The 26494-nt window shown below is 54.9% G+C and carries 25 protein-coding genes and 2 pseudogenes; 10 read left to right on the top strand and 17 right to left on the bottom strand.

From position 1 onward, the window contains the following. Window positions 1–10: 10 nt before the first annotated feature. The gene (locus WFN87_RS06385) at window positions 11–2194 is read left to right on the top strand and encodes a TonB-dependent siderophore receptor (protein WP_336982357.1); all 2184 of its coding nucleotides are present in this window, start codon (window positions 11–13) and stop codon (window positions 2192–2194) included. Window positions 2195–2259: 65 nt separating this feature from the next. Here WFN87_RS06385 and WFN87_RS06380 read toward each other — a convergent pair whose 3' ends face one another. After that, entirely contained in the window at window positions 2260–2511 is a 252-nt protein-coding gene (locus WFN87_RS06380; protein WP_008454104.1) for a GlsB/YeaQ/YmgE family stress response membrane protein, read from the bottom strand. 236 nt (window positions 2512–2747) lie between these two features. On the opposite strand from WFN87_RS06380, the gene ycgR reads away from it, so the two are divergent. After that, window positions 2748–3479 carry a flagellar brake protein YcgR gene (ycgR, locus tag WFN87_RS06375; RefSeq protein WP_008454103.1) on the top strand — a complete coding sequence of 244 codons (732 nt, stop codon included), beginning with the start codon at window positions 2748–2750 and terminating at the stop codon, window positions 3477–3479. Between the two features lies 1 nt (window position 3480). Here the strand turns inward: ycgR and emtA are convergent, their stop codons facing one another. Next, window positions 3481–4092, bottom strand: a complete 612-nt coding sequence (gene emtA, locus WFN87_RS06370) for a membrane-bound lytic murein transglycosylase EmtA (protein ID WP_008454102.1) — start codon at window positions 4090–4092, stop codon at window positions 3481–3483. A gap of 95 nt (window positions 4093–4187) precedes the next feature. On the opposite strand from emtA, the gene ldcA reads away from it, so the two are divergent. Next, window positions 4188–5099, top strand: coding sequence for a muramoyltetrapeptide carboxypeptidase (gene ldcA / locus WFN87_RS06365; RefSeq protein ID WP_336982358.1), 912 nt, complete (start codon window positions 4188–4190; stop codon window positions 5097–5099). Window positions 5100–5182: 83 nt separating this feature from the next. Next, window positions 5183–6901 (top strand): annotated as a pseudogene (locus tag WFN87_RS06360) (potassium/proton antiporter); the annotation flags it as partial. Here WFN87_RS06360 and WFN87_RS24140 read toward each other — a convergent pair. From WFN87_RS24140 to WFN87_RS06350, 3 genes and pseudogenes are all read right to left on the bottom strand, one after another. Further along, window positions 6854–6967, bottom strand: a pseudogene (locus WFN87_RS24140) (hypothetical protein); the annotation flags it as partial. The pseudogenes WFN87_RS06360 and WFN87_RS24140 sit on opposite strands and share 48 nt — an antisense overlap. 58 nt (window positions 6968–7025) lie before the next feature. After that, complete coding sequence (dadX, locus tag WFN87_RS06355; protein WP_336982359.1) at window positions 7026–8096, bottom strand: catabolic alanine racemase DadX; 1071 nt, start codon at window positions 8094–8096, stop codon at window positions 7026–7028. Between the two features lie 11 nt (window positions 8097–8107). Next, window positions 8108–9406 (bottom strand): D-amino acid dehydrogenase, encoded by a 1299-nt coding sequence (locus tag WFN87_RS06350; protein WP_008454094.1) that lies wholly within the window; start codon window positions 9404–9406, stop codon window positions 8108–8110. A gap of 325 nt (window positions 9407–9731) precedes the next feature. On the opposite strand from WFN87_RS06350, the gene WFN87_RS06345 reads away from it, so the two are divergent. Then, window positions 9732–11264 (top strand): SpoVR family protein, encoded by a 1533-nt coding sequence (locus tag WFN87_RS06345; RefSeq protein ID WP_336982360.1) that lies wholly within the window; start codon window positions 9732–9734, stop codon window positions 11262–11264. A 208-nt stretch (window positions 11265–11472) separates the two neighbouring features. Here the strand turns inward: WFN87_RS06345 and fadR are convergent, their stop codons facing one another. Beyond that, entirely contained in the window at window positions 11473–12192 is a 720-nt protein-coding gene (fadR, locus tag WFN87_RS06340) for a fatty acid metabolism transcriptional regulator FadR (protein WP_008454089.1), read from the bottom strand. 228 nt (window positions 12193–12420) lie between these two features. On the opposite strand from fadR, the gene nhaB reads away from it, so the two are divergent. Both nhaB and dsbB read left to right on the top strand, forming a co-directional pair. Next, the gene (gene nhaB / locus WFN87_RS06335) at window positions 12421–13986 is read left to right on the top strand and encodes a sodium/proton antiporter NhaB (RefSeq protein WP_166991903.1); all 1566 of its coding nucleotides are present in this window, start codon (window positions 12421–12423) and stop codon (window positions 13984–13986) included. 145 nt (window positions 13987–14131) lie between these two features. Continuing rightward, window positions 14132–14662, top strand: a complete 531-nt coding sequence (dsbB, locus tag WFN87_RS06330; RefSeq protein WP_008454083.1) for a disulfide bond formation protein DsbB — start codon at window positions 14132–14134, stop codon at window positions 14660–14662. A 50-nt stretch (window positions 14663–14712) separates the two neighbouring features. On the opposite strand, the gene WFN87_RS06325 is transcribed toward dsbB, so the two are convergent. The 6 genes from WFN87_RS06325 to WFN87_RS06300 all read right to left on the bottom strand — a co-directional run bounded on the left by WFN87_RS06325 (window position 14713) and on the right by WFN87_RS06300 (window position 17983). After that, the gene (locus WFN87_RS06325) at window positions 14713–14952 is read right to left on the bottom strand and encodes a putative hemolysin (protein WP_008454082.1); all 240 of its coding nucleotides are present in this window, start codon (window positions 14950–14952) and stop codon (window positions 14713–14715) included. Between the two features lie 24 nt (window positions 14953–14976). Further along, window positions 14977–15186 (bottom strand): cold shock small protein YmcF, encoded by a 210-nt coding sequence (gene ymcF / locus WFN87_RS24135; protein ID WP_442892756.1) that lies wholly within the window; start codon window positions 15184–15186, stop codon window positions 14977–14979. Between the two features lie 98 nt (window positions 15187–15284). After that, window positions 15285–15731 carry a YcgN family cysteine cluster protein gene (locus tag WFN87_RS06315; RefSeq protein WP_336982361.1) on the bottom strand — a complete coding sequence of 149 codons (447 nt, stop codon included), beginning with the start codon at window positions 15729–15731 and terminating at the stop codon, window positions 15285–15287. Window positions 15732–15820: 89 nt separating this feature from the next. Beyond that, a complete protein-coding gene (locus WFN87_RS06310; protein ID WP_085540087.1) occupies window positions 15821–16480 on the bottom strand; it encodes a fumarylacetoacetate hydrolase family protein in 660 nt (219 codons plus the stop codon). A gap of 90 nt (window positions 16481–16570) precedes the next feature. Next, window positions 16571–17632, bottom strand: coding sequence for a lytic murein transglycosylase (locus WFN87_RS06305; protein ID WP_336982441.1), 1062 nt, complete (start codon window positions 17630–17632; stop codon window positions 16571–16573). A 75-nt stretch (window positions 17633–17707) separates the two neighbouring features. Then, a complete protein-coding gene (locus WFN87_RS06300; RefSeq protein WP_008454073.1) occupies window positions 17708–17983 on the bottom strand; it encodes a YcgL domain-containing protein in 276 nt (91 codons plus the stop codon). Between the two features lie 126 nt (window positions 17984–18109). On the opposite strand from WFN87_RS06300, the gene minC reads away from it, so the two are divergent. From minC to minE, 3 genes are read left to right on the top strand one after another with little or no spacing between them, the layout of a single operon-like run. Beyond that, entirely contained in the window at window positions 18110–18820 is a 711-nt protein-coding gene (gene minC / locus WFN87_RS06295) for a septum site-determining protein MinC (RefSeq protein WP_008454072.1), read from the top strand. A 24-nt stretch (window positions 18821–18844) separates the two neighbouring features. Continuing rightward, on the top strand, window positions 18845–19657 hold the full coding sequence (gene minD / locus WFN87_RS06290) for a septum site-determining protein MinD (protein WP_008454070.1): 813 nt from the start codon (window positions 18845–18847) through the stop codon (window positions 19655–19657). A 3-nt stretch (window positions 19658–19660) separates the two neighbouring features. Beyond that, on the top strand, window positions 19661–19936 hold the full coding sequence (gene minE, locus WFN87_RS06285; RefSeq protein WP_008454068.1) for a cell division topological specificity factor MinE: 276 nt from the start codon (window positions 19661–19663) through the stop codon (window positions 19934–19936). A 140-nt stretch (window positions 19937–20076) separates the two neighbouring features. Here minE and rnd read toward each other — a convergent pair whose 3' ends face one another. The 5 genes from rnd to WFN87_RS06260 form a co-directional block, all read right to left on the bottom strand. Then, window positions 20077–21198 (bottom strand): ribonuclease D, encoded by a 1122-nt coding sequence (rnd, locus tag WFN87_RS06280; protein ID WP_008454065.1) that lies wholly within the window; start codon window positions 21196–21198, stop codon window positions 20077–20079. Between the two features lie 69 nt (window positions 21199–21267). Further along, window positions 21268–22953 carry a long-chain-fatty-acid--CoA ligase FadD gene (gene fadD / locus WFN87_RS06275; protein ID WP_166991897.1) on the bottom strand — a complete coding sequence of 562 codons (1686 nt, stop codon included), beginning with the start codon at window positions 22951–22953 and terminating at the stop codon, window positions 21268–21270. A gap of 201 nt (window positions 22954–23154) precedes the next feature. Then, window positions 23155–23748 carry a Slp family lipoprotein gene (locus WFN87_RS06270; protein WP_336982362.1) on the bottom strand — a complete coding sequence of 198 codons (594 nt, stop codon included), beginning with the start codon at window positions 23746–23748 and terminating at the stop codon, window positions 23155–23157. A 42-nt stretch (window positions 23749–23790) separates the two neighbouring features. Next, entirely contained in the window at window positions 23791–24486 is a 696-nt protein-coding gene (gene tsaB / locus WFN87_RS06265; protein WP_336982363.1) for a tRNA (adenosine(37)-N6)-threonylcarbamoyltransferase complex dimerization subunit type 1 TsaB, read from the bottom strand. 68 nt (window positions 24487–24554) lie between these two features. Further along, window positions 24555–26465 carry an ATP-dependent DNA helicase gene (locus WFN87_RS06260; protein ID WP_336982364.1) on the bottom strand — a complete coding sequence of 637 codons (1911 nt, stop codon included), beginning with the start codon at window positions 26463–26465 and terminating at the stop codon, window positions 24555–24557. Window positions 26466–26494: the final 29 nt, after the last annotated feature.

Here is a 26494-nt window from a genome sequence, read left to right as displayed (position 1 = left end):
CGGACAAAAAATGATAAAGGACCTTACCGTAAAGCGCTCCGCTTTACTCTGCACGCTGGCGCTCATCGCCCCTTTTTCTTCATCGGCTGAAGAAATACTGGTTGTGACCGCCAAACCTGCTGACACCGCAACCTCTCCAACAATAGGTTATACCGCCACCACAACCCGTGGCGCGACCAAAACCGACGAGCCGCTGATTACCACCGGGCAAAGCATTTCCGTCGTGACCCGTCAGCAAATGGAAGACCAGGGCGCGCAAACCATTAATAGCGCGCTGCACTATACCCCGGGCGTGTTTACCGGATTCTCCGGCGGTGCAACCCGTTACGATACCGTCGCATTACGGGGTTTCCACGGCGGCGACGTGAATAACATCTTCCTTGATGGCCTCCGCCTGATGAGCGACGCGGGCAGCTTTAACGTGGTCCAGGTCGATCCCTGGTTCCTGGAACGCCTTGACGTCATCAAAGGCCCGTCTTCCGCACTTTACGGCCAGACTGTTCCGGGTGGCCTGGTGATGGAAACGTCTAAACGTCCGCAGTTTGTCGAAGAAGGCCACGTGCGGGCGATATACGGCAACCACAACACCAACGGCACGGCGTTTGATTACACCAACGCGATTAATGACCAGTGGGCCTTCCGTATCACCGGCCTGACTAAAAATAGTGATACACAGTATGACAACACGCGTGATGAACGTTACGCTATTTCGCCGTCCCTGCTTTGGCAGCCGGATGATGCAACGTCTCTGGTACTAAGAGCCTACCTGGAAAAAGATCCGTCCGGGGGCTACCACGGTTCTGTTCCGGGCGACGGCAGCCTTTACACCACCACGGGACGCAAGCTGGATACTGGCTTTTCTGACGTACAGCCGGGCGATGACGCCTTTAAGCGCCACCAGCAGATCTACAGCTACGAGTTTGCTCACGCCTTCGATGAGGTCTGGTCTTTCCGCTCAAACGCCAGCTATACCCACTCAAACGTAGCGCTACGCCAGGCCTATCAAATTGGCTGGGCAGATACCGCGCATAACGAACTGTCGCGCTACTACAGCCGTGAAAACTCCTCGCTGGATGCCTGGGCCATCGACAATCAGTTAGAAGCCGACTTCGCGACCGGCGATCTGCAGCATAAAGTGGTGCTCGGCGGGGAATATCACCGGTTCACCAACGATCTGACCGACGGGACGGGCTACACTACCAACCTGAATCCGTGGACCGGCGTTTCTGGTGGCGTTGGCGTTGGCGGTTACTATTATTACGATCCACGTGACCCAAGCTACGCGACAATTAATCAGGGGCTTTTGGTGAAATCAGGCCGCCGCCAGTATGAGCAAACCGGGGCTTATCTGCAGGATGAGATGAAGTGGGACCGCTGGCATATGACGCTGTCTGGCCGCTACGATCATCTGGTGACTAAAAGCCATCTGGTGGCGACGGCGATCGACAGTGACGTGACGGACAACCGCAGCGACAACCACTTTAGCGGCCGCGCATCTCTGCTGTACGCCTTTGATAACGGTATTTCGCCGTATGTGAGCTACAGTCAGGCCGTCACACCGCAGGTACTTTCCGATGCCGAAGGCAAACTGCTGAAACCCACAACTGCCGAACAGTACGAAGCTGGCGTAAAATACCAGCCTGTGGGAACCAGCGATCTGTATAGCGCCGCCGTTTACGATTTGACCCAAAAAGATGTGGGGAACCGTAACGTGCAGGGGGGATATTTTGAACCGGCAGGCAAAGTGCATTCGCAAGGACTTGAGCTGGAAGCCCGCACTCAGTTGACACCACGCCTGTCAACCATCGCCAGCTATACCCTTAACCGGGTGCGCTATAAAGACGCCATCGACGGTAATGACGGCAACACGCCGTACGTCACGCCAAATCAAATAGCGAGCCTGTGGAGCACGTTCAAAGCCGATTATGGCCTGAGCCTGGGCGCAGGGATTCGCTACATCGGCAAACAATGGGCCGACAACGAAAATACCCTGCGTGTTCCTTCCGTAACGCTGCTGGATGCCATGGTTCGGGCAGACATGGGCGCATGGACACCGTCGCTGAAAGGCGCGTTTGTGCAGCTTAATGCCACCAACCTCACGGGCCGTGACTATGTGGCGGGCTGCTACGGGACGGGCTATTGCTATTGGGGCGCGGAACGTTCGATCATTGCGACCGTGGGCTACGATTTCTAAACTTGTATAGAAAGCTAAACGTAAAAACGGCCCTGAAGGGCCGTTTTTTTGTAATGAATGACTGTCTACCGTCGTACCATCCTGAAAATAGCCAGCACAATAATGGCGCCAATCACCGCCACAAAGAAACTTGGCCAGTTAAAACCGGTTACCGGTCCGCCAAGGTGCAATGCCGTCGCCACCCAACCGCCGACAACCGCGCCCACGATCCCCAGAATACAGGTGAGGATAATACCGCCGCCGTCTTTGCCAGGCATAATCCACTTAGCTACCACACCCGCGATAAGACCAAAAATAATCCAGGCCAGGATACCCATTTTAGAACGTCCTCTTCTACATTGTGAGCTTTAGCAGGCTCGCCCAAGGCTGTCTGCGCCCCGGCCAGCGACCTGCTGTCAAAAAGAGTATAGTTCGGCTGCAAAAAAACGTGATGAATCTCACCTGGTTATGCGCATTTTCAGGAAAAAATAGTCAAAAATTTGTATTAAGTTTTGTGCGGTTTTGCCGATAAGCTTCGTTACCACAACCTGAAAACACAACAAGGACTTGAGCCTTGAGTCACTATAACGATCAGTTCCTGAAGCAGTCCCCTCTGGCAGTATTAGGTGTGTTACGTGATTTACACAGACAGCAGGTTCCCGTCAGGCTGGAATGGTCTAACGGGCAGTTCATCAGCAAAATTCTCGATGTCTCGGCGGAGCGTTTAGTGCTGGACTTTGGCAGCCAGGCGCGGGAAAACCTTTCCGTGCAGAAGGCCAACGATATTGATTTCATCGCTGAAACGCAGGGGGCAAAAGTCGAATTCTCCCTGCCCGGCCTTAAAGCGACGGAATATCAAAATCTCCCGGCGTTTACCACGCCGCTGCCGCCATCGCTGTGGTTCGTTCAGCGCCGGGAATATTTCCGCATTACCGCGCCTACGCAGCCCCAGTATTATTGCCGCACCGAACTTGCCGACGGTTCTCAGTTTGCCTTCCGGCTCTGCGACCTGTCTCTTGGTGGAATGGGCGCCCTGGTGGACGGCACGTTACCGCCGGGCCTTGCACCCGGGCTGCGTTTTGGCCGCGTAGAGATGGATCTCGTAGAATGGGGCAAGTTTTACTTTGATATGCAGTTGGTGATGGTTTCAGAGCGAAAAGTCGTGGACAGTAAAAACGAGACCATTTCTACTCCGCGCCTGAGTTTTCGTTTCTTAAACGTCAACCCGGCGGTCGAGCGCGAACTGCAAAAGATTATTTTCTCGCTGGAGCGGTCGGCCCGGGAAAAGGCCAACCGCGTGAAATAGCTTAAATGGCGTTCATGGCCCGCGTGACCTTATACAGGTAGCGCGGTGCCTGCGGCGCAGGATGGTTGGTCGCTACATGCTGATAAAATTCATCCGGGCTCAGGCGGTTAATTTTGTCGATTGCGGTCTGCCTGTCGGAATCAAAGGTTCTTAGTAGCGCCCCCGCCCCGTTCACGTAAGAAACAATCAGCGCGTACTGCATCACCTGCGGGTCGTTGATTCCCCGCAAAATGCCGTGTTCCAGAATACTCAGATAAGCCGTACCGATGTCGATATTACGCGCCGGCTCTCTCAGTTCACTGTCCGAGGGCTGCCCTCTGAAGCCCTGATTGCGATACACCTCTTTGCCCGCCGTGGAGCCTTTGATCTGCATCAGGCCGATGGCATTAGAGGCGCTAACCAGCTGCGGATTGCCGCCCGACTCTACCGCAATAATTGCCGTTATCAGTCTCGGACTAACGCCCCATTGCTGGCCGGAGAGTTCGGTCAGCGGCATCCAGTTCAGCGCCCGCTGGGTGGGGATCGTCGGATCCCACGGTGCCTGCTGCTGCGGAGAATGGCTGGAGCAACCGGCCAAAAAAAGCACCAGAATGATAAACCCTCTTAATTTCACGCCTCTATCCTTATTGATGTGGCCGGCCATAACGGCGATGACAAGCGCTCTCGATAGCGGCATGATAACCAATTCATATTCAGCAAGGAAATGCCATGTCTCTGATTCATTTAATCGCCCCGTCCGGCTACTGCATTAATCAACAGGCCGCCGCCAGGGGCATTCGTCGGCTGGAAGAGAATGGGCATCAGGTCGTCAATCAGCAGGCAGTGACCCGGCGTTTTCAGCGTTTTGCCGGCACGGACAGTGAGCGACTGGCTGAACTTAATCAGCTGGCGGCTCTGCCGCCGGAAACGGACATCGTGCTGGCCGTGCGCGGGGGTTACGGCATGAGCCGCCTGCTTGAGCACATTGATTTTTCACGTCTTGGGGCTTCGCTTCGTGCCCGGCCACAAATTATTTGCGGTCACAGCGACTTCACCGCTTTCCAGATGGCCCTGCTGGCACAGTGCGGAGCCATCACCTTCAGTGGCCCGATGCTGGCCGGAAATTTTGGTGCCGAGGAGATGGATGAATATACCTGGCGCCACTTCTGGCAGGCGCTCAGCGAACCGACGTTCACGCTAAGTTGGGAAAACGATGCGCCCGCGATGCAGGCCAGCGGCACGGTTTGGGGCGGCAATCTCGCAATGCTAATCTCTCTGGTCGGCACGCCGTTTTTGCCGCCAATAGACGGCGGTATTTTGGTTGTGGAAGACATCAACGAACATCCCTTCCGCGTTGAGCGCATGCTGCTGCAGCTTTACCATGCGGGCATTCTGTCACGCCAGAAAGCGATTATTTTAGGCAGTTTTAACGGGACAACCGCAACGGATTACGATGCAGGATATACTTTTGAAGTAATGCGTAAAACGCTGCAACAGCGCCTGAACGTGCCTGTCCTTTCCGGCCTGCCTTTTGGACATGAACCACAAACCGTGACGCTGCCGCTCGGCGCGTTTGGCGAGCTGGCCCACGACGGCGTTACCTCCCGACTGACGTTAAGTGGACACCCGGTACTTCGCTAAAGAAGCCCGGTTTAAGCGCCCTTTTTGAGCGTTTGGGTAACAGATGACATGTTACAATTCGACAACATAGACAAAGGAGACGAATGATTTTGGACGCAGGGGCGATTGTCAGTCTGTTTATTTTGGGTTCCGTTCTGGTAACTTGCAGTATCTTATTAAGTTCTTTCTCCTCTCGTCTGGGCATTCCCATTCTGGTTATCTTTCTGGCTATCGGCATGCTGGCCGGGATCGATGGCCTTGGCGGTATCCCGTTTGATAATTATCCCTTTGCCTACCTGATCAGCAACCTGGCGCTGGCGGTGATCCTGCTTGACGGCGGGATGAGAACCCAGGCGAGTTCGTTTCGCGTTGCGCTGGGCCCCGCGCTCTCGCTGGCAACCGTTGGGGTATTAATTACCTCCGGGCTGACCGGGATTGCCGCCGCCTGGCTGTTCAACCTGAACCTGATTGACGGCCTGCTTATCGGCGCCATTGTCGGCTCCACCGACGCCGCCGCGGTCTTTTCCCTGCTCGGTGGGAAAGGCCTGAACGAACGCGTCGGCGCGACGCTTGAAATTGAATCGGGCAGCAATGACCCGATGGCGGTGTTTCTCACTATCACGCTGATTGAGATGATCCAGCAGCACCAGACCGGCCTGAGCTGGCTGTTCCTCGTGCACATCATTCAGCAATTTGGCCTGGGGATTGTGCTTGGCCTCGGCGGCGGCTATCTGCTGCTGCAAATGATTAACCGGATAACCTTACCCCACGGGCTTTACCCGATGCTGGCCCTTAGCGGCGGGATTATGGTATTTGGCGTCACGACGGCGCTGGACGGCAGCGGTATTCTGGCGGTTTATCTGTGTGGCTTTGTGATGGGCAACCGCCCGATTCGCAACCGTTTCGGGATCCTGCAAACCTTCGACGGCCTGGCCTGGATGGCGCAAATCGGCATGTTCCTGGTGCTGGGTTTACTGGTAAACCCGTCCGATCTGCTGCCGATTGCAGTCCCTGCTCTCCTGCTTTCCGCGTGGATGATCTTCTTTGCTCGTCCGCTGTCGATTTTTGCCGGTCTGCTGCCATTCCGCGGTTTTAATCTGCGCGAGCGCGTATTTATCAGCTGGGTTGGGCTTCGAGGCGCAGTGCCGATCATCCTGGCGGTGTTCCCGATGATGGCCGGGCTGGATAACGCCCGCCTGTTCTTCAACGTGGCCTTCTTTGTGGTGCTGGTGTCTCTGCTGCTCCAGGGCACGTCGCTGGGCTGGGCTGCCAAAAAAGCCAAAGTCGTCGTGCCGCCAGTAGGCTGGCCCGTTTCGCGCGTGGGTCTGGATATTCATCCTGACAATCCGTGGGAACAGTTTGTCTACCAGCTAAGCGAAGAGAAATGGTGCGTGGGTGCCGCCCTGCGTGACCTGCATATGCCAGAAGAAACGCGTATTGCCGCGCTGTTCCGCAATAACGTACTGCTTCACCCAACGGGCAGCACCCGCCTGCGAGAAGGCGATGTGCTTTGCGTTATTGGCCGGGAACGCGATCTTCCCGCGCTGGGGAAACTGTTTAGCCAGTCGCCGCCGGTGGACTTGGATCAGCGTTTCTTTGGCGACTTTATTCTGGAAGCCAGCGCCCAGTTCTCCGACGTGGCGACCATTTACGGCCTGACGCTGGATGAAGAAGTGGATACTCAGCAATCGTTAGGTGATTTTGTGCTGGGGATGCTCGGCGGCGCGCCGGTGGTTGGCGACCAGGTGGAGTTTGCCGGAATGATTTGGACGGTGGCCGAGAAAGAGGACAATCTGGTGCGTAAGATTGGTGTCCGGGTGGCTGAGGAAGAAGAGGAGTAGTCTCCCCTCACCCCGGCCCTCTCCCAGAGGGAGAGGGGGAAAACAAATGGCGTTAACATGGCTTATCCCCTCTCCCTTCCCGGAGGGGGGATAAGAAGCATAAACGTTAACTCATCACCACCGGCACTCTCGGCGCTAACGCACACATCAGCTCATAGCCAACCGTACCCGCGGCGCTGGCGACATCGTCAATTTTGACGTTTTTGCCCCACAGCTCAACCGGGCTGCCGATACCCGCCTGCGGGCAAGGCGTCAGGTCTACAGCGATCATATCCATCGACACTTTGCCCACCAGGCGGGTCATGACGCCATCCACCATGACCGGCGTGCCATCCGCCGCAATACGTGGGTAGCCGTCCGCATAGCCACCAGCCACAATCCCGATTCGCTGCTCGCCGCTGGCGGTGTAGCGGCTGCCGTAGCCCACGGTATCGCCAGCCTTCAGGTTCTGAATGCCGATAATTTCGCTGCTCAACGTCATTACCGGCTGAAGGCCGCTGGTGGCGATATCCTGCCATTGCCCGCTCGGAGAGGCGCCATAAAGGATTATCCCCGGGCGAACCCAGTCAAAATGCGCCTCAGGGTGCCACAGCGTAGCCGCCGAGTTTGACAGCGAGCGTGGGGCGTCAATTCCCTCCGCCGCCCGTTCAATGCGCTTCATCGGCTCAGTAATGCCTTCTGGCTGCTCGGCATCGGCAAAATGCGCCATCAGGGTCAGCTCGCCCACATTCGGGATAGAACGGAGTTTTTGCCAGATGCCGTGTACGCGGTCGGGCGTAAACCCGAGACGATTCATCCCGCTATTGATTTTGAGATAAACATCCAGCGGCGCGCTCAGCTTCGCGTTGGCTATCGCCTTCACCTGCCAGTTGCTGTGCAGGCTGGTGGTCAGCCGGTATTTGTCGAACAGCGCCAGCTCATCGGCATGGAAGAACCCTTCCAGCATCAGGATCGGCCCTTTCCAGCCTCGCTCACGCAGCAAAATGGCCTCTTCGAGATTCAGCATGGCAAAACCATCGGTCGCGCCTAACGCCGACCAGATACGGTCGAGACCGTGGCCATATGCGTTGGCCTTAACGACCGACCAGACACGCGAACGCGGGGCGGCTCTGCGCACCACTTCAAGATTATTGCGCAGCGCGCTGAGATCCAGCGTCGCTACCACAGGACGGGACATGACGGCTCCTTTTAGTTATGTGCGCCGTGAAGGTGGCGGGCGCTCAGTGGCGTAAAGCCAGGCGCGTAGCGTGCGATGCCTAAATCCTCGCTTGGGATAGCCGGAGTACGCCCGGAGATCAGGTCGCTCAGCATCTGGCCCGAACCGCATGCCATTGTCCAGCCTAGCGTGCCGTGTCCGGTATTAAGCCAGAGATTCTTGAACGGCGTACGCCCTACAATTGGCGTCCCGTCCGGCGTCATCGGACGCAGCCCGGTCCAGAACGTGGCCTGCTCGACGTGCCCGCCTCGCGGATAGAGATCCCTGACGACCATTTCCAGCGTTTCACGGCGCGGCTGCAGCAGTTCAGTGTTAAAACCTACGATTTCTGCCATGCCTCCCACGCGGATGCGGTTGTCAAAGCGGGTAATAGCGATCTTGTAGGTCTCATCCAGAATGGTTGAAACCGGCGCGCCCTGTTCGTCGGCAATAGGAATTGTCAGGGAGTAACCTTTCAAAGGATAGACAGGAATATCGGCGATGCCCTTGAGCAGGCCAGTGGAATAGGACCCGAATGCCACGACGTAGGCATCCCCCTTCACCACTTCCTGGCCGCACTGTACGCCGCTGATTTGCTGGTTGTCGTAAAGCAGACGATCAACCGGCGTATTGAAGCGAAACTCAACGCCGGCTTCCGCCGCCATCCGCGCCAGGTTTTGGGTAAACAGCTGGCAGTCACCGGTTTCATCGTTCGGTAAACGCAGGCCGCCGGTCAGCTTGTGGGCTACGTCCGCCAGCGCGGGTTCAACGCGGTTAAGCTGGCTAGCTTCCAGCAGCTCATACGGCACGCCTGCGTCTTTCAAGACGGCGATGTCTTTGGCCGCGCTTTCATACTGCTGCTCGGTGCGGAACAGCTGTAGCGTCCCGCCCTGCCGGCCTTCATACTGGATGCCTGTGGCGTGGCGCAATTCTTTCAGGCAATCACGGCTGTACTCCGCCAGGCGTACCATGCGGCCTTTATTTTCCATGTAATGGCGGGTATCGCAGTTGCGCAGCATCTGCCACATCCACTTCAGCTGGAACTGGGTTCCGTCGAGGCTGATGGCCAGCGGCGCGTGGCGCTGGAACATCCACTTAATGGCTTTTAACGGGACGCCCGGAGCCGCCCACGGAGCAGCATAGCCCGGAGAGATCTGCCCTGCGTTAGCCGCGCTAGTTTCCTGCGCCGGCCCAGATTCGCGATCGATGACAGTGACTTCATGCCCGGCCTGACGTAAATACCAGGCGCTCGCCACGCCGACGACACCACTTCCCAGCACCACAACACGCATATCTGCTCCGCAATTAGCTAAAAGAATAATCTTCTGATTACATATTGATAACTCAGTTGAATATGTTATTCAACATATGACTTTATTATGGTGACTAAACTCACAAACCTGCCCGCCAGCGCTGGATCGGGATAATTAGCATCTCCTGTACGGGAAAACATTTTCGTCAAAATAAAATGCTGAGTGACGCGCTAAAAGCCCGCTATTGAGATCAATAAATCGCGAAGAAAAAATTTTACTTGTCGGCGCTATCTTTCAGGAGTTGTCTATTCTTGAGAGTGAGGCTTTCCATCCAGAGAAAGTCGAAAACAATGAGGGCGCGCTGATGGCTAACGTAACTGATTTCGCCACAAAGGATCCCACCCGTCTTAGTGACGGCCCCGACTGGACGTTTGAGCTACTGGACATTTACCTGGCCGAGATTGACCGGGTAGCAAAGCTCTACCGCCTGGACACCTATCCCCACCAGATTGAGGTCATTACCTCCGAGCAGATGATGGACGCGTATTCCAGCGTCGGGATGCCGATTAACTACCCGCACTGGTCTTTTGGCAAAAAATTCATCGAAACCGAGCGCCTGTACAAGCACGGGCAGCAAGGGCTGGCGTATGAGATCGTCATCAACTCTAACCCCTGCATTGCCTATTTGATGGAAGAGAACACCATCACCATGCAGGCGTTGGTGATTGCGCATGCCTGTTACGGGCACAACTCTTTCTTTAAAAACAACTACCTGTTCCGCAGCTGGACGGATGCCAGCTCGATAATCGACTACCTGATTTTCGCCAAAAATTACATTACGCAGTGTGAAGAGCGCTACGGGGTTGATGAGGTGGAGCGTCTGCTGGACTCCTGCCACGCGCTGATGAATTACGGCGTGGACCGCTATAAACGCCCGCAGAAGATATCCCTGCAGGAGGAGAAAGCGCGCCAGAAAAGCCGGGAAGAGTATCTGCAAAGCCAGGTGAATACGCTCTGGCGCACGCTGCCGCGTAAGGAAGAGGAAAAAGCCGCGGAATCCGCCCACCGCTTCCCTTCGGAGCCGCAGGAGAATCTGCTGTATTTTATGGAGAAGAATGCCCCGCTGCTGGAGCCGTGGCAGCGTGAGATCCTGCGTATTGTGCGCAAGGTGAGCCAGTATTTTTATCCGCAAAAACAGACCCAGGTCATGAACGAGGGCTGGGCCACCTTCTGGCACTACACCATTCTCAATCATCTGTATGACGAGGGCAAAGTCAGTGACCGCTTTATGCTGGAGTTTTTGCACAGCCATACCAATGTGGTGTTCCAGCCGCCCTATAACAGCCCGTGGTACAACGGCATTAACCCCTACGCGCTGGGGTTCGCCATGTTCCAGGATATCAAACGTATTTGCCAGTCGCCGACCGAAGAAGACCGCTACTGGTTCCCGGATATTGCCGGCAAAGACTGGCTGGAAACGCTGCATTTCGCCATGCGTGACTTCAAGGACGAAAGCTTTATCAGCCAGTTCCTTTCGCCTAAGCTGATGCGCGACTTCCGCCTGTTCACCGTGCTGGACGATGACCGCAATAATTACCTGGAAATTTCGGCCATCCACAATGAAGAGGGATACAGGGAAATACGTTCCCATCTGTCGGCCCAGTACAACCTGAGCAACCTCGAGCCGAATATTCAGGTTTGGGATGTAGATTTGCGTGGGGATCGTTCGCTAACGCTGCGCTACATCCCGCACAACCGCGCCCCACTGGATAAAGGGCGCAGAGAAGTGCTCAAGCATGTGCATCGCCTGTGGGGCTTTGATGTCGTGCTGGAGCAGCAAAATGCGGATGGTAGCGTGGAACTGCTGGAGGGCTGCCCGCAGCGAAACCCGCTGTAAGAGTGAAAAAAAACGCTTCCCGAGGGAAGCGTTTAAAGTTGCTGACAAAGAGGGAAAAAGCGTGATTTTTCCCTCTTTGTGGTTATTAGCCGAAAATCAATGAATTGATTTTCCTGTTTTTTTAACGAGCCCTCTGTTATTTCTTATATCACAAGAGGTTTGTCAACAGTCTGTAGCGCTTCCCGCGGGAAGCGTTTTTTATGCTGGCCTAGCGACTGTGCATCGCCAAATCGCCAGGCAGGTTTTTCTGCATACGGTGCCAAATCTCGCCGCTCTCGCGACCGTAGTTACGCACGGTATCAAAGACCTGCTCGTGTAGCCCCTGCTGGCAGATTTCTGCCAGGCGGTGGTAAAAGCCCAGCGCCAGGCTACGGGCTTCAGGATTGGAGAAGTAGTGACGCCCGATGCGGGTGTACAGCCCTTTCATCCCGTTCAGGATCAGCCCATAAATTGGGTTACCTGATGCAAACGCCAGGCCGCGGAAAATGTTGTAATCCAGCTCGGCAAACGCGTCCGCGTGGTCTTCAACTTTGCTAGCCGTGGCCAGCACTTCCTGCGCTTTATCTGGATACTGACGAATCGCCGTACGAATAAATATCGTGGAAATATTGGTTCGCACCGAAAGCAGATTATCAATCAGCTGCGGCACGCTGTCGTGATCGAGACGAGCCAGCGTTTCCAGAATGTTTAAGCCCGAGGTTTCCCAGAAATTGTTCACCCGCGTTGGCTTCCCGTGCTGAATTGTCAGCCAGCCGTCGCGTGCAAGACGCTGAAGCACTTCACGTAAAGTGGTACGGGTAACGCCAATCAGTTCTGAAAGTTCACGCTCTGCCGGCAGAATAGAACCCGGCGGAAAACGGCTGTTCCAGATACTTTCTATAATATACTCTTCCGCGAAACCCGCTGGGCTCTGCGCCTTAATGACCATAGTAAGATTTCCATTACTCAGGTTTTGCTAATTGGACTCATCATACCAGATGCCATGCGCGCCAGATAGCGGGGCCGACGCGCAAATGCGGGATCGGCGTTGAATTTTGACGATAAACGCCTTAACTCAGGATTTCCTTCGGCTTGATCGCGTGCGCGATAAACGAGTACCCTGAAGCGTTATCTTTTTTAACATCAACATAATACAACGGATAATGGTAACTATACGATGGAAATGTCCTTTGGGCGGGCGTTGTACCGCAATTTTCTGGGTCAATCACCTGACTGGTACAAACTGACGCTGCTTCTCTTTTTAGTGCTTAATCCGCTAGTCTTTTGGTTTGTCAGCCCGTTTATCGCGGGATGGATGCTGGTGGTGGAGTTTATTTTTGCCCTGGCGATGGCGCTGAAATGCTACCCGCTGCTGCCGGGTGGCCTGCTGGCCATTGAGGCCGTGCTGGTCGGTATGACCAGCCCCGATCACGTTCGTGCTGAAATTGCTTCAAACCTCGAAGTGCTGCTGCTGCTGATGTTTATGGTGGCCGGGATTTATTTCATGAAGCAGCTCCTGTTGCTGCTCTTCACCCGCCTGCTGTTGGGGATCCGGTCTAAAGTTGCGCTGTCGCTGGCCTTTTGCGTCGCCGCCGCGTTTCTTTCCGCCTTCCTTGATGCCTTGACGGTCGTGGCCGTTGTCATTAGCGTCGCCGTGGGCTTCTACAGCATCTATCACCGCGTAGCATCTGAAGCACAGGATGACAGCAACGTTCAGGACGACAGCCATATTCGGAGCGACAGCCGCGAAGTGCTTGAGCAATTCCGCGCTTTCCTGCGCAGCCTGATGATGCACGCTGGCGTCGGTACCGCGCTGGGCGGCGTAATGACCATGGTTGGCGAGCCGCAAAACCTGATCATTGCTAAAAACGCTGGCTGGCACTTCGGCGATTTCTTCCTGCGCATGATGCCGGTGACCGTGCCGGTGCTGATTTGTGGCCTGCTCACCTGCATCCTGCTGGAACGTTTTAAAGTGTTCGGCTACGGACAAACGCTGCCGGAAAAAGTGCGTGGGATCCTGTATGACTTTGATGCTCAGAGCACCAGGAAGCGAACAAAGCAGGACAAGATGAAGCTGCTGATCCAGGCGCTGATTGGCGTCTGGCTGATTATCGCTCTGGCCTTCCATCTGGCAGAAGTCGGCCTGATTGGCCTGTCGGTGATTATTCTGGCGACATCGCTGTGCGGGGTTACCGACGAGCATGCTATCGGCAAAGCCTTTACCGAAGCGCTGCCGTTTACCGCCCTGTTGACCGTTTTCTTCACTATCGTGGCGGTTATCATCGACCAGCATCTGTTCAGCCCGATAATTCAGTACGTGCTCGATGCCTCTCCGCACGCCCAGCTGTCGCTGTTTTATATCTTTAACGGCCTGCTATCCTCGATTTCCGACAACGTCTTTGTCGGCACCGTTTATATCAACGAGGCGAAAACTGCGCTGCAGAATGGTGCCATCAATATGCAGCAGTTCGAACTGCTGGCGGTGGCTATCAATACCGGCACAAACCTGCCCTCGGTGGCAACGCCAAACGGCCAGGCGGCGTTCCTGTTCCTGCTGACATCGGCGCTGGCGCCGCTGATTCGCCTCTCTTACGGCCGCATGGTTGTGATGGCGCTGCCCTACACGCTGGTTCTGACCCTTGTGGGCCTGCTATGTGTGGAATATACCCTGACGCCTGCTACACAATGGATGCTGGACAGTGGCTGGCTAATGACGCCTGATACGCTGCTTGCACCGCACTAAGGCAATTTGACGGGAAGTCCGCTTCCCGTTACAAATTTTTTCCTTATAAACATCCGATTACTGCGTTATTTTCATCTGCGCTACTGGCGCAAAAAGGGAATTGGTTTACACTGCCGATTCTACGCATGCTGCAGGGAAACTGATTATGTTGCGATATTTAAACCAATGCTCTCTTGGGCGCACCGCCTGGCTGCTTTTAGCCTTTACGGCATTTGCGCTTGAGATGGTGGCATTGTGGTTCCAGCACGTTATGGGGCTGAAACCTTGTGTGATGTGTATTTATGAACGTTGCGCGCTGTTTGGCGTGATGGGGGCAGGCATCGTGGGCGCGATAGCGCCTAAAAGCCCGCTTCGCTATGGCGCCCTGGCCATCTGGCTCTACAGCGCAGGGAAAGGCGTTCAGTTGGCATGGGAGCACACCATGCTGCAGCTTCACCCGTCCCCATTTGTGACCTGTGATTTCTTCGCTCGCTTCCCAAGCTGGCTACCGCTGGATAAATGGCTGCCGCAGGTCTTTGTTGCCAACGGTGACTGCTCCGTTCGTCAGTGGGAATTCCTGTCGCTGGATATGGTGCAGTGGCTGCTCGGGATCTTCGCCGTGTTCCTGGTAATCGCGGTTCTGGTGCTGATTGCCCAGTTCTTCAAACCTAAGCGTCGCGATCTGTTTGGCCGCTAAGTTAACAAACACGTTAGACAAATAACCCACCTTTCGGTGGGTTATTTTTTTCAGGAATGATCGCGCCGGTACAGAGCCCATTCATCAATTCTTTCCCCGCCTGGCAGCAGGCAGTCACTTCTTTCGCCCTCAGGCGTTTTCACCATCACAGATTTCCCGCCTTTGGCCTGGCAGTAAACTGAAGCCGGGTTCGCCATGCCTATGCTGTGCGGAGGCTTCGGTGCCTCACGCTCTGCCGTCGCACAGCCGCTGAGCAACAATAGGCTCATGATGGTTGTTAGTTTTTTCATTTTTCCTCCTTTGAGGACGGAATCTTAACAGCGCGGCTGGGAAGAAGCCAAAGACTGTTGCACCTGCGGGCTAAAACCGGAGAAGGTCGCATTTAACGGACGATGAGCGGACGCCTGCATTGCGGATTTGCAAAAGATACAGACTGCGCCATGGGGATTTGATTCTCGGACATCGTAGGGGGAGGTGCGATACTGCGATCCGCCACATGACGGACACTGGAATGTTAAATTCAGGATAAAAACTCTCTTATTTTGGTTATTGAAAGTCTATCCTATCACAAGATTGGTTATATAAAGGATTTATTTTCATTACCGACCAGCATCGAAATACGCTAGTCAGCCCACTCGGGCTTGTTGAGGATATGATCCTGCCAGTCGCGAACCTCTGACTCTTTCACCGCGATATGACGCACGGAAATGCGTTCGCCGTGCATGGCGGCTTTTGAGCCAGTGATTAGCGGGTGCCATTCCGGCAGCGGTTTGCCTTCGGCCAGCAGGCGGTAAGCGCAGGTGTGCGGCAGCCACTCAAAAGTCGGCAAATTGTCGCGAGTGAGTTTGATGCAGTCCGGCTCGTATTCGAAGCGACGGGCGTAGTTCCTGCACTGACAGGTTTTGATATTGAGCTGCTTACAGGCGACGTTGGTGAAATAAATCTCGTCGGTGTCTTCGTCCATCAGCTTATGCAGGCAGCACTGGCCGCAGCCGTCGCACAGGGATTCCCACTCGGCGTCGCTCATTTCGTCGAGAGTTTTACTTTGCCAAAAAGGAGTGGGTGTCATAGCGGTTCCTGCATTTAAAAATTAAGCTGCACCTTATAAACAGTCTGACACCCGGATGCAAGTTTTGCCGCCCTGAAGCGGCAAATTGTTTATAAAACACGCGTCGTCAGGCTGTGACCTGCAAAGCTCACTTCCAGCTCATCGCCGCTAAGCAGCGGGCCTACGCCTTCCGGTGTACCGGTCAGGATCACATCCCCCGCACGCAGGGTGAAGAACTTGCTCATGTAGGCAATCAGCGGCACGATCTTGTGGATCATGTCTTCGGTATTGCCCTGCTGGCGAATTTCACCGTTGATCTTCAGCTCCAGCGGGGTATTTTGCGGATCGTGAGTGAACTGTGCCGCAGGGATAAACCCGGAGATTGGGCAAGAGTTATCGAAGCCCTTGGCTTTTTCCCACGGCTGGCCTGCTTTTTTCAGTTTGGCCTGCAGATCGCGCAGCGTAAGGTCCAGCGCAACACCATAGCCGGCGATGGCTTTTTGCACGTGCTCTTCACTTGCCTGCTTAAGGGTTGAGCCGATCAGAATGGCCAGCTCTACCTCATGATGCACGGAGCCGAATTCCTGTGGTAACGCCAGCGGCTGGCGAATATCGCACAGGGCACTTTCAGGCTTAATAAACACCACCGGCTCGTCCGGCGTCGCACTGCCCATCTCTTTAATATGTTTGGCATAGTTGCTGCCAACACAGACTACTTTGTTTACCGGAAAATCAAGCAGCGCACCCTGCCAGTTATGATGTTGATACATGCCTTTCCTCTGTGTCGTGTGTGTTAACTGCCTTTGATACTAGATAAAAAAATGCCTGCTGAATACCGGGGAAGTGTTTCTAAGCGTGCCTTATTTATCTGCGATGGCATCCGCCATTTTGCCGATGCTAATGGCAAAGTAGTAAGAACGGTTCCAGTGCATCAGGGTGCGGAAGTTGTTATAGACCAGGAACGAACGATCCAAACCATCGTCTGGCTTCACCAGCCAGGCTTTCTTTGACGACGCTGGAAGATAGGAGCCTTTTGGCAGCGTCACGCCTAGTTTTTTCCACTGGGCCACGGACTTGCCCTGCCCCTGGCTTGTGCCCAGCAGCGAAGTATTAAAGCCCGTGGGCAGTTTCACTTCATAGCCCCACGCCCCACCACGCTGCCAGCCCTCTACCGCCAGGTAGTTTGCCGTGGAAGCGAAAACGTCTCGGGTGTTATTCCAGATATCAATTTTGCCGTCGCCATCGCCGTCTTTGCCGTAGCGCAGCAGCGAACTCGGCATAAACTGGTTCTGCCCCATCGCCCCGGCCCATGAGCCTTTCATCTGCGTCGCGCTGACATCACCTCGCTGGATGATTTTCAGCGCCGCCATCAGCTCGTTGGTGAAAAAGGCTTCACGACGGCCCTCAAATGCGAGCGTCGCTAAAGCAGAAATGACATCTTCTTTGCCCTGCAGCTTGCCGAAGTTACTTTCCATTGCCCACAGCGCGACGATGTAGCGACTCTGCACGCCACTTTTGGCGCTGACTTTTTCCAGCTCTGCCCGGTGCTGGCGGGCCAGGCTACGCGCCTGTTTGATTTTGGCGGGAGTAATAACGCGGTTTAAATAGTCATCCAGCGTTATTTTCTTTTCCAGCTGATTGCGATCGGATTGAATGACCCGATCGACAAAATGAATATTGGCAAAGGCTTTTGCCAGCGTCGCATTGCTGATGCCCTTTGCTCTGGCTTGTTGTTTTAATTTTTCGACATAAGCCGGAAATTCAGCGGGATTTCGCCCTTGCTCAGCGAGCGTGGCAGTTTGACGCGGGCTAGTTTGAGGAACTGAGGCGGCTGTGGGAGTCGCCTCAGCAGCGGGAAGATAACCGGCCCCGCTGGAAAGAATTAAGGCGCTGAAGGTATAACGCAAAACTGCATTTTTCATCATCATTTCTTCAATAATGTGTTTCACACATTCTCCGTGTGAAAGCATGGAAAAGATTTACCTTCAGTCCGAAATTTATTTTTTAGGACTCTTTTCCAGGTGCATAGTCAGCAAACTTTCTACCGGAGGTGGGATCTGTAAATAATAGCCCTCAGTTTCCAGCGCCTGTTTCACTTTATCCAAATCGGCATTGGCCAGTTTTTTACTGCCGTCCAGCGGCAACAGCATCGACAGGACCGGTTTGCCAAAGCCTTTCATCAGCTCTTCCGGCACTCGGGAGAAATCGTCTTTTTTTTCGACATAAAGATATGTCTGGTCACGTTTAGTACTTCGGTAGATCACACAAAACATTTTTTTTACTCTATTTTCGCCAGCGAGTGGCTTGCCTGAATATAAGCTGGACTATAACATGCCTGGTGTACTTCGGAATATCGTCCCACAATAGTGGGGATTGAAACTGAATTGAGTAAGGCCAGGATGTCAAACACGCCAATCGAGTTAAAGGGCAGCAGTTTTACCTTATCTGTGGTTCATTTGCATGATGCACAACCTGAGGTTATTCGCCAGGCTCTGGAAGATAAAATCGCCCAGGCTCCCGCATTCTTAAAGAATGCCCCGGTGGTCGTTAACGTCGCCAGTCTCGATGGTTCCGTCAACTGGAAGAAAGTACAACAGGCCGTTACCGCAACCGGCCTGCGCGTGGTGGGTATCAGCGGCTGTAAAGATGAAGCTTTAAAGGCTGAAATTGAGCGTGCTGGCCTGCCCTTGCTGACCGAAGGGAAAGAAAAGGCCGCAAGAACGCCAAAAGCCGCACCTGCTGAGCCCGTGGTGGTCACCGCGCCGGATGTTACACCGATCACAAAAACGCGTTTAATTGATACTCCGGTCCGTTCCGGGCAGCGCATTTATGCGCCAAACTGTGACTTGATTGTGACCAATCACGTCAGCGCCGGTGCAGAACTGATAGCAGATGGTAATATTCATATTTACGGCATGATGCGTGGCCGTGCGCTGGCTGGTGCAAGCGGCGATCGTGATGCACAAATATTTTGTACTAACCTGGTAGCAGAGCTTGTCTCTATTGCGGGCGAGTACTGGCTGAGCGAGCAGATCCCAGCCGATTATTATGGAAAAGCGGCTCGCCTGAATCTGGCGAGTGGTGCGCTCTCCGTTCAATCTTTGAATTAAGCCCTTTTAACAAGGAAATCCTTTATGGCACGCATTATTGTTGTTACATCGGGTAAAGGGGGCGTCGGTAAGACCACGTCCAGCGCGGCCATCGCTACGGGGCTGGCCCAAAAGGGAAGAAAAACCGTCGTTATTGATTTCGACATTGGTCTGCGTAACCTTGACCTGATCATGGGCTGCGAACGCCGCGTTGTGTACGATTTCGTTAACGTGATTCAGGGCGATGCCACGCTGAATCAGGCGCTTATCCGCGATAAACGCACTGAACAGCTCTATATCCTGCCTGCTTCACAAACCCGCGATAAAGACGCTCTGACCCGCGAAGGCGTGGCCAAGGTGCTGGAAGACCTGAAAAACATGGACTTCGAGTTTATCGTTTGTGACTCCCCGGCAGGTATCGAAACCGGCGCGCTGATGGCGCTGTACTTCGCGGATGAAGCGGTCATTACCACCAACCCGGAAGTCTCCTCGGTGCGTGACTCAGACCGAATCCTCGGCATTCTGTCGTCCAAATCCCGCCGCGCTGAAAACGGTGAAGAGCCGATTAAAGAGCATTTATTGCTGACCCGCTACAACCCAGGTCGCGTCAATAAAGGCGATATGCTGAGCATGGAAGATGTGCTCGAAATTCTGCGCATTCCGCTGGTTGGCGTTATCCCTGAAGACCAGTCAGTGCTGCGTGCGTCCAACCAGGGCGAGCCGGTGATTCTTGACGGTGAATCGGATGCAGGCAAAGCCTACGCCGATACCGTGGAACGCCTGCTCGGCGAAGAACGCCCTTTCCGCTTCATTGAAGAAGAGAAGAAGGGTTTCCTGAAACGCCTGTTCGGAGGATAAGTTATGGCATTACTCGACTTTTTTCTGTCACGAAAAAAGAACACCGCCAACATCGCGAAAGAGCGTTTACAGATCATCGTAGCTGAGCGTCGCCGTAGCGATGCGGAACCGCATTACCTGCCGCAGCTGCGCAAGGACATTCTCGACGTGATTTGCAAATACGTGCAAATTGACCCGGAAATGGTCAGCGTCCAGCTCGAGCAGCGGGATGGAGATATTTCGATTCTGGAGCTGAACGTGACGCTCCCGGAAGCGGAAGAAGCCAGTAAGTCGGCATGAATAAAAAACCCCCTGCATTTGTCAGGGGGTTTTATTTTTACGCAGTCACTTAACGTTTATTAAGCTCATTCTTGTTGCAGCTTGCCAATATATTCAAACCTGAGAACAATACTGTAATTATTCCCAGGTCATATAAATAATCAGTATTCCGCCAGCAATTTCGTTAATGCTTCTGCCATTAATTCTGCCCGCCAGCCGCTAATTAATTCCGGTGCCACGCTTTGCGGTTTCAATTTCCAGTGCCAGTTTAACAGCTGATTGATTTGGCGGCGGGAGGCCAGTAATTCGGCGCTCAGCCCTTTAGCCTCGCTCACTTCCTGCACCAGGGCTTTAATGGCCTTAAACACTTTGCGGTAGCCCGGCATATCCACCAGATTTTGCAGCGGCTGCGGCAGCTCGCTCTCCGGCAGCGCCTGCGCCTCGGCCACCAGGGCGATAAGCGTTTTGCCGTGGAAGCGAATTTCGCTGCCGCTCAGGCCAAGCGAGTCCAGTTCGCCCAACGAGCCAGGCATGTATCTCGCTACCTGCCACAGGTTTTCTTCGCGGACGACAAAGTTCACCGCCATGTCGCGCTCGCGGGCTTTACGCAAGCGCCAGGCCGCCAGCTTCTTGAGGCAGGCCAGCTGTCGGGTACGCAGCTGCCAGGCATTGCCTATTTCGCGCCAGGCTTCTTCCGGATCGAGCTGATCGCGACGACGGGAGCACATCAGATGGCACTCATCGAGAGCCGCGCCTATCCAGCCCGCCGCTTCCGTTTCGGCCATCAGTTTCTCAGCGATAGGCAGCAAATAAAGCACATCTGCCGCGGCGTATTCACACTGCCTCTCCGTGAGCGGACGCGCCAGCCAGTCGGTGCGGGATTCACTTTTATCCAGCGCAATGCCGGTGTAAGACTCAACGATAGTGGCAAAGCCGCAGGACAGCGGGCGGCCAGTAAAGGACGCCAGAATTTGCGTATCAATAAACGGATCAGGCAGCATGCCAAAGGCATTCAGGAAGACTTCGAGATCTTCGCTGCCCGCATGCAGATACTTGATGGTGTCAGGATCCTGCAACAACGCCTTGAACGGCGACCAGTCGCCGATGGCTAAAGGATCGATCAGCGAAACCTGCTGGCCGTCATAAAGCTGGATCAGCCCCAGCTGCGGGTAATAGGTTCTGGTGCGAACAAATTCGGTGTCCAGCGCCAGCGCGGGGAACTGACGAGCGGCCTGGCATACGGCGGCCAGCCCTTCATCGGTAGTAATCATCTGGTAAGTCAAATTCAGTTCTCTTAGGTTGCGCCCATAAAAAATGCCGGCGAACCGGCATCAGGACGAGTGACTTGGAGCTCAGGCGTTATTGTTGCCTGTCTTGCCCGCTTCGTCACGCAGTTCTCGTCGTAAAATTTTCCCGACGTTCGATTTTGGCAGTTCCGTGCGGAATTCAATCAGTTTAGGCACTTTATAGCCGGTTAACTGGCGACGACAGAAGGCGATCAGCGCCTCTTCCGTCAGGGCAGGATCTTTTTTCACCACAAAGATTTTCACCTGCTCACCGCTCACCCCGGCAGGAACACCCACCGCCGCGACTTCAAGCACGCCTTCGTTCTGCATGACCACATCTTCAATTTCGTTCGGATAAACGTTGAAGCCGGAAACGAGGATCATGTCTTTTTTGCGGTCAACGATGTTCATGAAGCCTTCTTCGTTCATTACCGCAATATCCCCGGTGCGCAGCCAGCCGTCTTTAAGGATTTCATCCGTTTCTTTCGGTCGCTGCCAGTAGCCCAGCATTACCTGCGGGCCTTTAACGCACAGTTCGCCTGGCTCACCGGGCGGTACTTCATTGCCCTGATCGTCTATCAGCTTCACGTCGGTGGACGGCACCGGCAGGCCAATAGATCCGCTGTGATAATCCATATCATGCGGGTTCGCGCTGACCAGCGGTGCGCATTCCGTCAGGCCATAGCCTTCAAGCAGGAAGCGGCCCGTGAGTTTTTCCCAACGTTCGGCAACAGCGTGCTGGACGGGCATACCGCCGCCCGCAGCGAGGTGAAGGCTTGAAAAATCAAGCTGCTGGAACTCTTTGTTATTCAGTAACGCGTTAAACAACGTATTCACGGCGGTCATGGCAGTGAAAGGATATTTTGCCAGCTCTTTTACCAGTCCCGGAATGTCGCGTGGGTTGGTAATCAACAGGTTCTGCCCCCCCATGTCGATAAACAGCAGGCAGTTAATGGTCAGAGCAAAAATGTGGTACAGCGGCAGCGGAGTCACCACCAGCTCTTTACCTTCGTGCAGTAGCGGGCTGTATGCCGCCCTGACTTGCTCGAGGTTGGCCAGCATATTACGGTGCGTCAGCATGGCGCCTTTAGCTACGCCGGTTGTGCCGCCGGTGTACTGCAGGAAGGCTAAATCGCCATTGATAATTTCAGGTTTGATGTACTGCATGCGGTAACCGCTTTGCAGCGCCCGACGGAAAGAGATGGCGTGCGGCAGATGGTATTTCGGCACCAGACGCTTGATGTACTTCACCACGAAGTTAACCAGCGTCCCCTTCGGCCCGGAGATCTGGTCCCCCAGGCGAGTCAGGATGACGTGTTTCACCTGGGTTTTTTCGACCACTTTCTCCAGCGTGTGGGCAAAGTTTGACACGATCACAATCGCGCTGGCCCCGCTGTCATTCAGCTGGTGCTCCAGCTCTCGCGGGGTATAGAGCGGGTTAACGTTAACCACCACCATACCGGCGCGCAGAATGCCGAACAGCGCGACAGGATACTGCAGCAGGTTTGGCATCATCAGCGCCACGCGGTCGCCTTTTTTCAGGCCCAGCCCCTGCTGAAGGTACGCGGCAAATGCCCGGCTGCGCTCTTCCAGTTTGCGGAAGGTCATCACCTCCCCCATGTTGATAAAAGCGGGTTTGTCAGCGTAGCGAGTGACAGCCTGCTCAAACATATCAACCAGGGATTGATAGCGGTCGGGATTTATTTCAGCCGCAACGTCGGCCGGGTAGCGGTTAAGCCAAACCTTATTCAAGGATCCACCTCTGAAATTATTATTTGTCGTCATCACAACCCCAGGGAATACATTTCGTTAACATAATATTAACTCAGCGTACCAGTTTATTAATTAGCCTGATTAAAGGTTGCGAAGCACATCACTAAATTTTTTCATCCGTCCTGGATAAAAACAAACAGCGGCCAGGCCGCTGTTTGAAAACATTTTAAAAACAACAGATTATTCGGTTACAACGGTTTGCACCTGTGCAGGCCCCGGATTGTACCAGCCGCCGCCCCACATGTCGTAATGGTGGCGATACGGGTAAGGCCCGCCCCAGAACCACGGATCGATCGGCTGCGGCGGCATGACGACCTGCTGGACTACGTTCCAGCGCTTGTATCCCGTCGCCTGCATGGTCATGAATTTATAGGGCGTCTGACCAATCTTACCTTCTGCCGTGCCGGTAATTGGCCCGACGACGGTCACCAACTGATTGCGGAAATCTACCGGATCAAGGAAGCCATTGACGTCGGCATAAATGCGCCCTTGCGAAGGATCATTCAATGCCGGACGGGCACCTTCATCGAGGCTGACGGTGGCAATCTCCAGGCGAGTTTTGCCCTTCAGGTTGTCCACGTTCACCACTCGCCCGCCAAAGCGCGCTTCCTGCCCGACATAAAGCTGGGGCGCACTCATCACCGCCGTCAGATCCTGCTGTGGGGTCGCGGAAGTCCCTTTAATTGCATCCGGCACACTCACGCAGCCGCTCAGGACCAGCGCCGCAGCGGCGGCCAGCAGCCAGCTGCATTTTTTGACATTACAAACAGCCATACCTCATCTCCTTAACCTGCCCGCCGTTTAGCGGGGTCGGTCTTACTCTCTGCCAGGTAGCTTTTTCCAGGTGACTTCGTTACGCAGGTAGACAGGCTCCGCATGCTCGACGGCGACGGTTTTGCCGGCGCTAAACGCCTGCTGCGCCAGAGGAAGCATATCTTCAGCTTCAGGCAGCGTAGTTTCACCGTCCTGCAACACAAGTCCGCTATCCTTCGCCATATCAGGCCAGGCCTGCCAGCCTGTTCCGACTGTAGCCCAGGTGCCGCTCAGATGCTTCAACCGCCCGGCAACGTCTTCAGGCTTAAGGACGGCTTCGCTTGCTTCACCGTGCCACACGCCCTGCTCGTCACGCTCATATTCAGCCCAATAAACTTCGCCCATGCGGGCATCTATTGCGGCGAGTACGCGGGTGGCGCCCGTTCTGCGCCATGCGCCCTGAGCCATTGTCGCCAGCGTTGAAACGCCCATCATCGGCAGCTCAGCACCCAGCGCCAGCCCCTGCGCAATCCCAATCCCAATGCGCACACCGGTGAAACTGCCCGGCCCACGCCCGTAGGCAAGTGCGTTCACCTCAGACAAAGTAATCCCGCCCTGGTTCAGGATCTCTTTGACCAGCGGTAAAATTCTTTGCGTGTGCTCACGCGGGCAGAGTTCGAAATGGGCGTAGGACGCCGCGTCGTTTTGCAGGGCAACAGAACAGGCTTCTGTTGCGGTATCGATGGCTAAAATTCGCATGGGCTTGCCAACCTCTGGCGGAGATAAGGTCAAAAAACGGCGCGCATCATACCATAGCCTGGCACAAATTACTGCGCACCAGAGGCATTGAGGAACTCAACTGCCCGATTTATATCCCGGGTACGCGGCGTGGGCGGCAGGCTGTTAAGGAAAACAGCGCCATACGGACGCATGACCAGGCGGTTATCGCAGATAACCAGGACCCCACGGTCTTCTACATCGCGGATGAGGCGACCGACACCCTGCTTAAGGGTGATCACCGCGTCAGGCAGTTGGACATCGTCAAATGGATCGCCCCCGCGAATGCGGCAATCTTCCATGCGAGCCTTGAGCAGCGGATCGTCCGGCGAGGTAAAGGGAAGTTTGTCGATGATAACCAGGGAGAGCGTGTCGCCGCGCACGTCTACGCCTTCCCAGAAGCTGCTGGTCGCCACCAGCAGGGCGTTACCGGCCTCAACAAACTGCTGCAGCAGTTGGCCTTTGCTTGTTTCCCCCTGCAGCAGCACGGGCAACGTCATGGTGGCCCGGAACTGTTCCGCCAGGTCGCGCATCATGGCGTGGGAGGTACAGAGCATAAAGCAGCGCCCGTTGTTCGCCTCAATGAGCGGGCGCAACAGGTTAGCCAGGTGACGGCCAGCATGGGGCTGATTGGGCGTCGGCAGCCCTCTCGGCACGCACAGCAGCGCCTGTTTAGCGTAATCAAACGGGCTGGCAAGCAGCAGTGTTTCTGCTTCGTCAATACCCAGCCGCTCGGTGAAATGGCTCATATTGTCATTCACCGCAAGCGTGGCCGAGGTAAAGACCCAGCAGCCCGCTTTTTCACGAATGACTTCCTTAAACTTGTCGGCCACGGACAGGGGCGTCAGGGCCAGCGTGAAGTGGCGGGCGTTGCATTCATACCAGTAGCTGTAGCCCGGCTGATTAATCTCTTTCAGCCGTTTGATTCGCCCACGGTAAATTACCGCGCGTTCAAATGCGGCATCCAGCAGCGCCGAGCGGCCAAGAGAAAGCTTTGCCACGTCATAACACAGCTCCAGGGCATCATCGAGCAGCAGCAGCGAACGCTGGATATTCGCATCCGCAAGCAGCTCCCGCAGGTTCCCCCGGTAGCCCGGGTCGCCTATTTGCAGGCGGAAGTCCTGCGTGCGCTGGGCAAGGCTGTCGGCGCTTTTTTGCAGTTGCTGCGCGTCACGGACTTCCGTGCGGTAGGCAATGGAAATGTCTTTGGCGAGGTCGAGCAACTGCCGGCTGGAGATAGACTGGCCAAAATACTGGCTGGCGATATCCGGGATCTGGTGGGCTTCATCGAAAATTGTCACCTGAGCCTCGGGAATAAGCTCCGCGAAGCCGCTCTCCTTCACTACCATGTCGGCCAGGTACAAGTGATGGTTCACCACCACCACGTCGGCATCCATCGCCTTTTTACGCGCCTTGACCACAAAGCAGTCCTGATACTGCGGACAATCCTGCCCCAGACAGTTATCGTTGGTGCTGGTGACCATCGGCCAGACGGTGGAATCTTCGGCGACGGACCCACAGGTGCTGATATCGCCATCCACGGTTTCACTGGCCCAGCTGCGCAAATGCATCACGTCGCTTAACGCCTGCACGGGCAAATCACCGCCCGCCAGCGACTGCTGCTCCAGCCTTTCCAGGCAAAGATAGTTAGAGCGCCCTTTCAGCAACGCCACGCGACCGGTAAATTTCAGCGCACGGGATATCGTCGGCAGATCGCGAGAAAACAGCTGATCCTGCAGCGCTTTTGAGCCGGTAGAAATAATGATTTTTTTGCCAGAACGCAGCGCGGGGGCAAGATAAGCGTATGTTTTCCCTGTACCGGTACCGGCCTCTACCACCAGCTCGCCGCCGACTTGAATCGCCCGGGTTACGGCCTCCGCCATTTCACGCTGAGCTTCACGCGGCTTGAAGCCCGGAATGACCTTAGCCAGTTGGCCGTCTGCTGCAAAATCGTCCGTCACGTTACCCCCTGGTTAAATTGCCAGTGATT

This window comes from Cedecea sp. AS113, assembly GCF_037152415.1.
Classification (GTDB): Bacteria; Pseudomonadota; Gammaproteobacteria; order Enterobacterales; family Enterobacteriaceae; genus Cedecea.
Note: the sequence above shows the minus strand (reverse complement) of the source record. Positions and strands in the feature narration are given on the sequence as shown.

Coding starts and splice junctions, on each gene's coding strand:
- WFN87_RS06385 (WP_336982357.1), top strand. CDS start 11: ATGATAAAGGACCTTACCGTAAAGCGCTCCGCTTTACTCTGCACGCTG.
- WFN87_RS06380 (WP_008454104.1), bottom strand. CDS start 2,511: ATGGGTATCCTGGCCTGGATTATTTTTGGTCTTATCGCGGGTGTGGTA.
- ldcA (WP_336982358.1), top strand. CDS start 4,188: ATGTCTCTGATTCATTTAATCGCCCCGTCCGGCTACTGCATTAATCAA.
- dadX (WP_336982359.1), bottom strand. CDS start 8,096: ATGTCCCGTCCTGTGGTAGCGACGCTGGATCTCAGCGCGCTGCGCAAT.
- WFN87_RS06350 (WP_008454094.1), bottom strand. CDS start 9,406: ATGCGTGTTGTGGTGCTGGGAAGTGGTGTCGTCGGCGTGGCGAGCGCC.
- WFN87_RS06345 (WP_336982360.1), top strand. CDS start 9,732: ATGGCTAACGTAACTGATTTCGCCACAAAGGATCCCACCCGTCTTAGT.
- fadR (WP_008454089.1), bottom strand. CDS start 12,192: ATGGTCATTAAGGCGCAGAGCCCAGCGGGTTTCGCGGAAGAGTATATT.
- nhaB (WP_166991903.1), top strand. CDS start 12,421: ATGGAAATGTCCTTTGGGCGGGCGTTGTACCGCAATTTTCTGGGTCAA.
- dsbB (WP_008454083.1), top strand. CDS start 14,132: ATGTTGCGATATTTAAACCAATGCTCTCTTGGGCGCACCGCCTGGCTG.
- WFN87_RS06325 (WP_008454082.1), bottom strand. CDS start 14,952: ATGAAAAAACTAACAACCATCATGAGCCTATTGTTGCTCAGCGGCTGT.
- WFN87_RS06315 (WP_336982361.1), bottom strand. CDS start 15,731: ATGACACCCACTCCTTTTTGGCAAAGTAAAACTCTCGACGAAATGAGC.
- WFN87_RS06310 (WP_085540087.1), bottom strand. CDS start 16,480: ATGTATCAACATCATAACTGGCAGGGTGCGCTGCTTGATTTTCCGGTA.
- WFN87_RS06305 (WP_336982441.1), bottom strand. CDS start 17,632: ATGAAAAATGCAGTTTTGCGTTATACCTTCAGCGCCTTAATTCTTTCC.
- WFN87_RS06300 (WP_008454073.1), bottom strand. CDS start 17,983: ATGTTTTGTGTGATCTACCGAAGTACTAAACGTGACCAGACATATCTT.
- minC (WP_008454072.1), top strand. CDS start 18,110: ATGTCAAACACGCCAATCGAGTTAAAGGGCAGCAGTTTTACCTTATCT.
- minD (WP_008454070.1), top strand. CDS start 18,845: ATGGCACGCATTATTGTTGTTACATCGGGTAAAGGGGGCGTCGGTAAG.
- minE (WP_008454068.1), top strand. CDS start 19,661: ATGGCATTACTCGACTTTTTTCTGTCACGAAAAAAGAACACCGCCAAC.
- WFN87_RS06270 (WP_336982362.1), bottom strand. CDS start 23,748: ATGGCTGTTTGTAATGTCAAAAAATGCAGCTGGCTGCTGGCCGCCGCT.
- tsaB (WP_336982363.1), bottom strand. CDS start 24,486: ATGCGAATTTTAGCCATCGATACCGCAACAGAAGCCTGTTCTGTTGCC.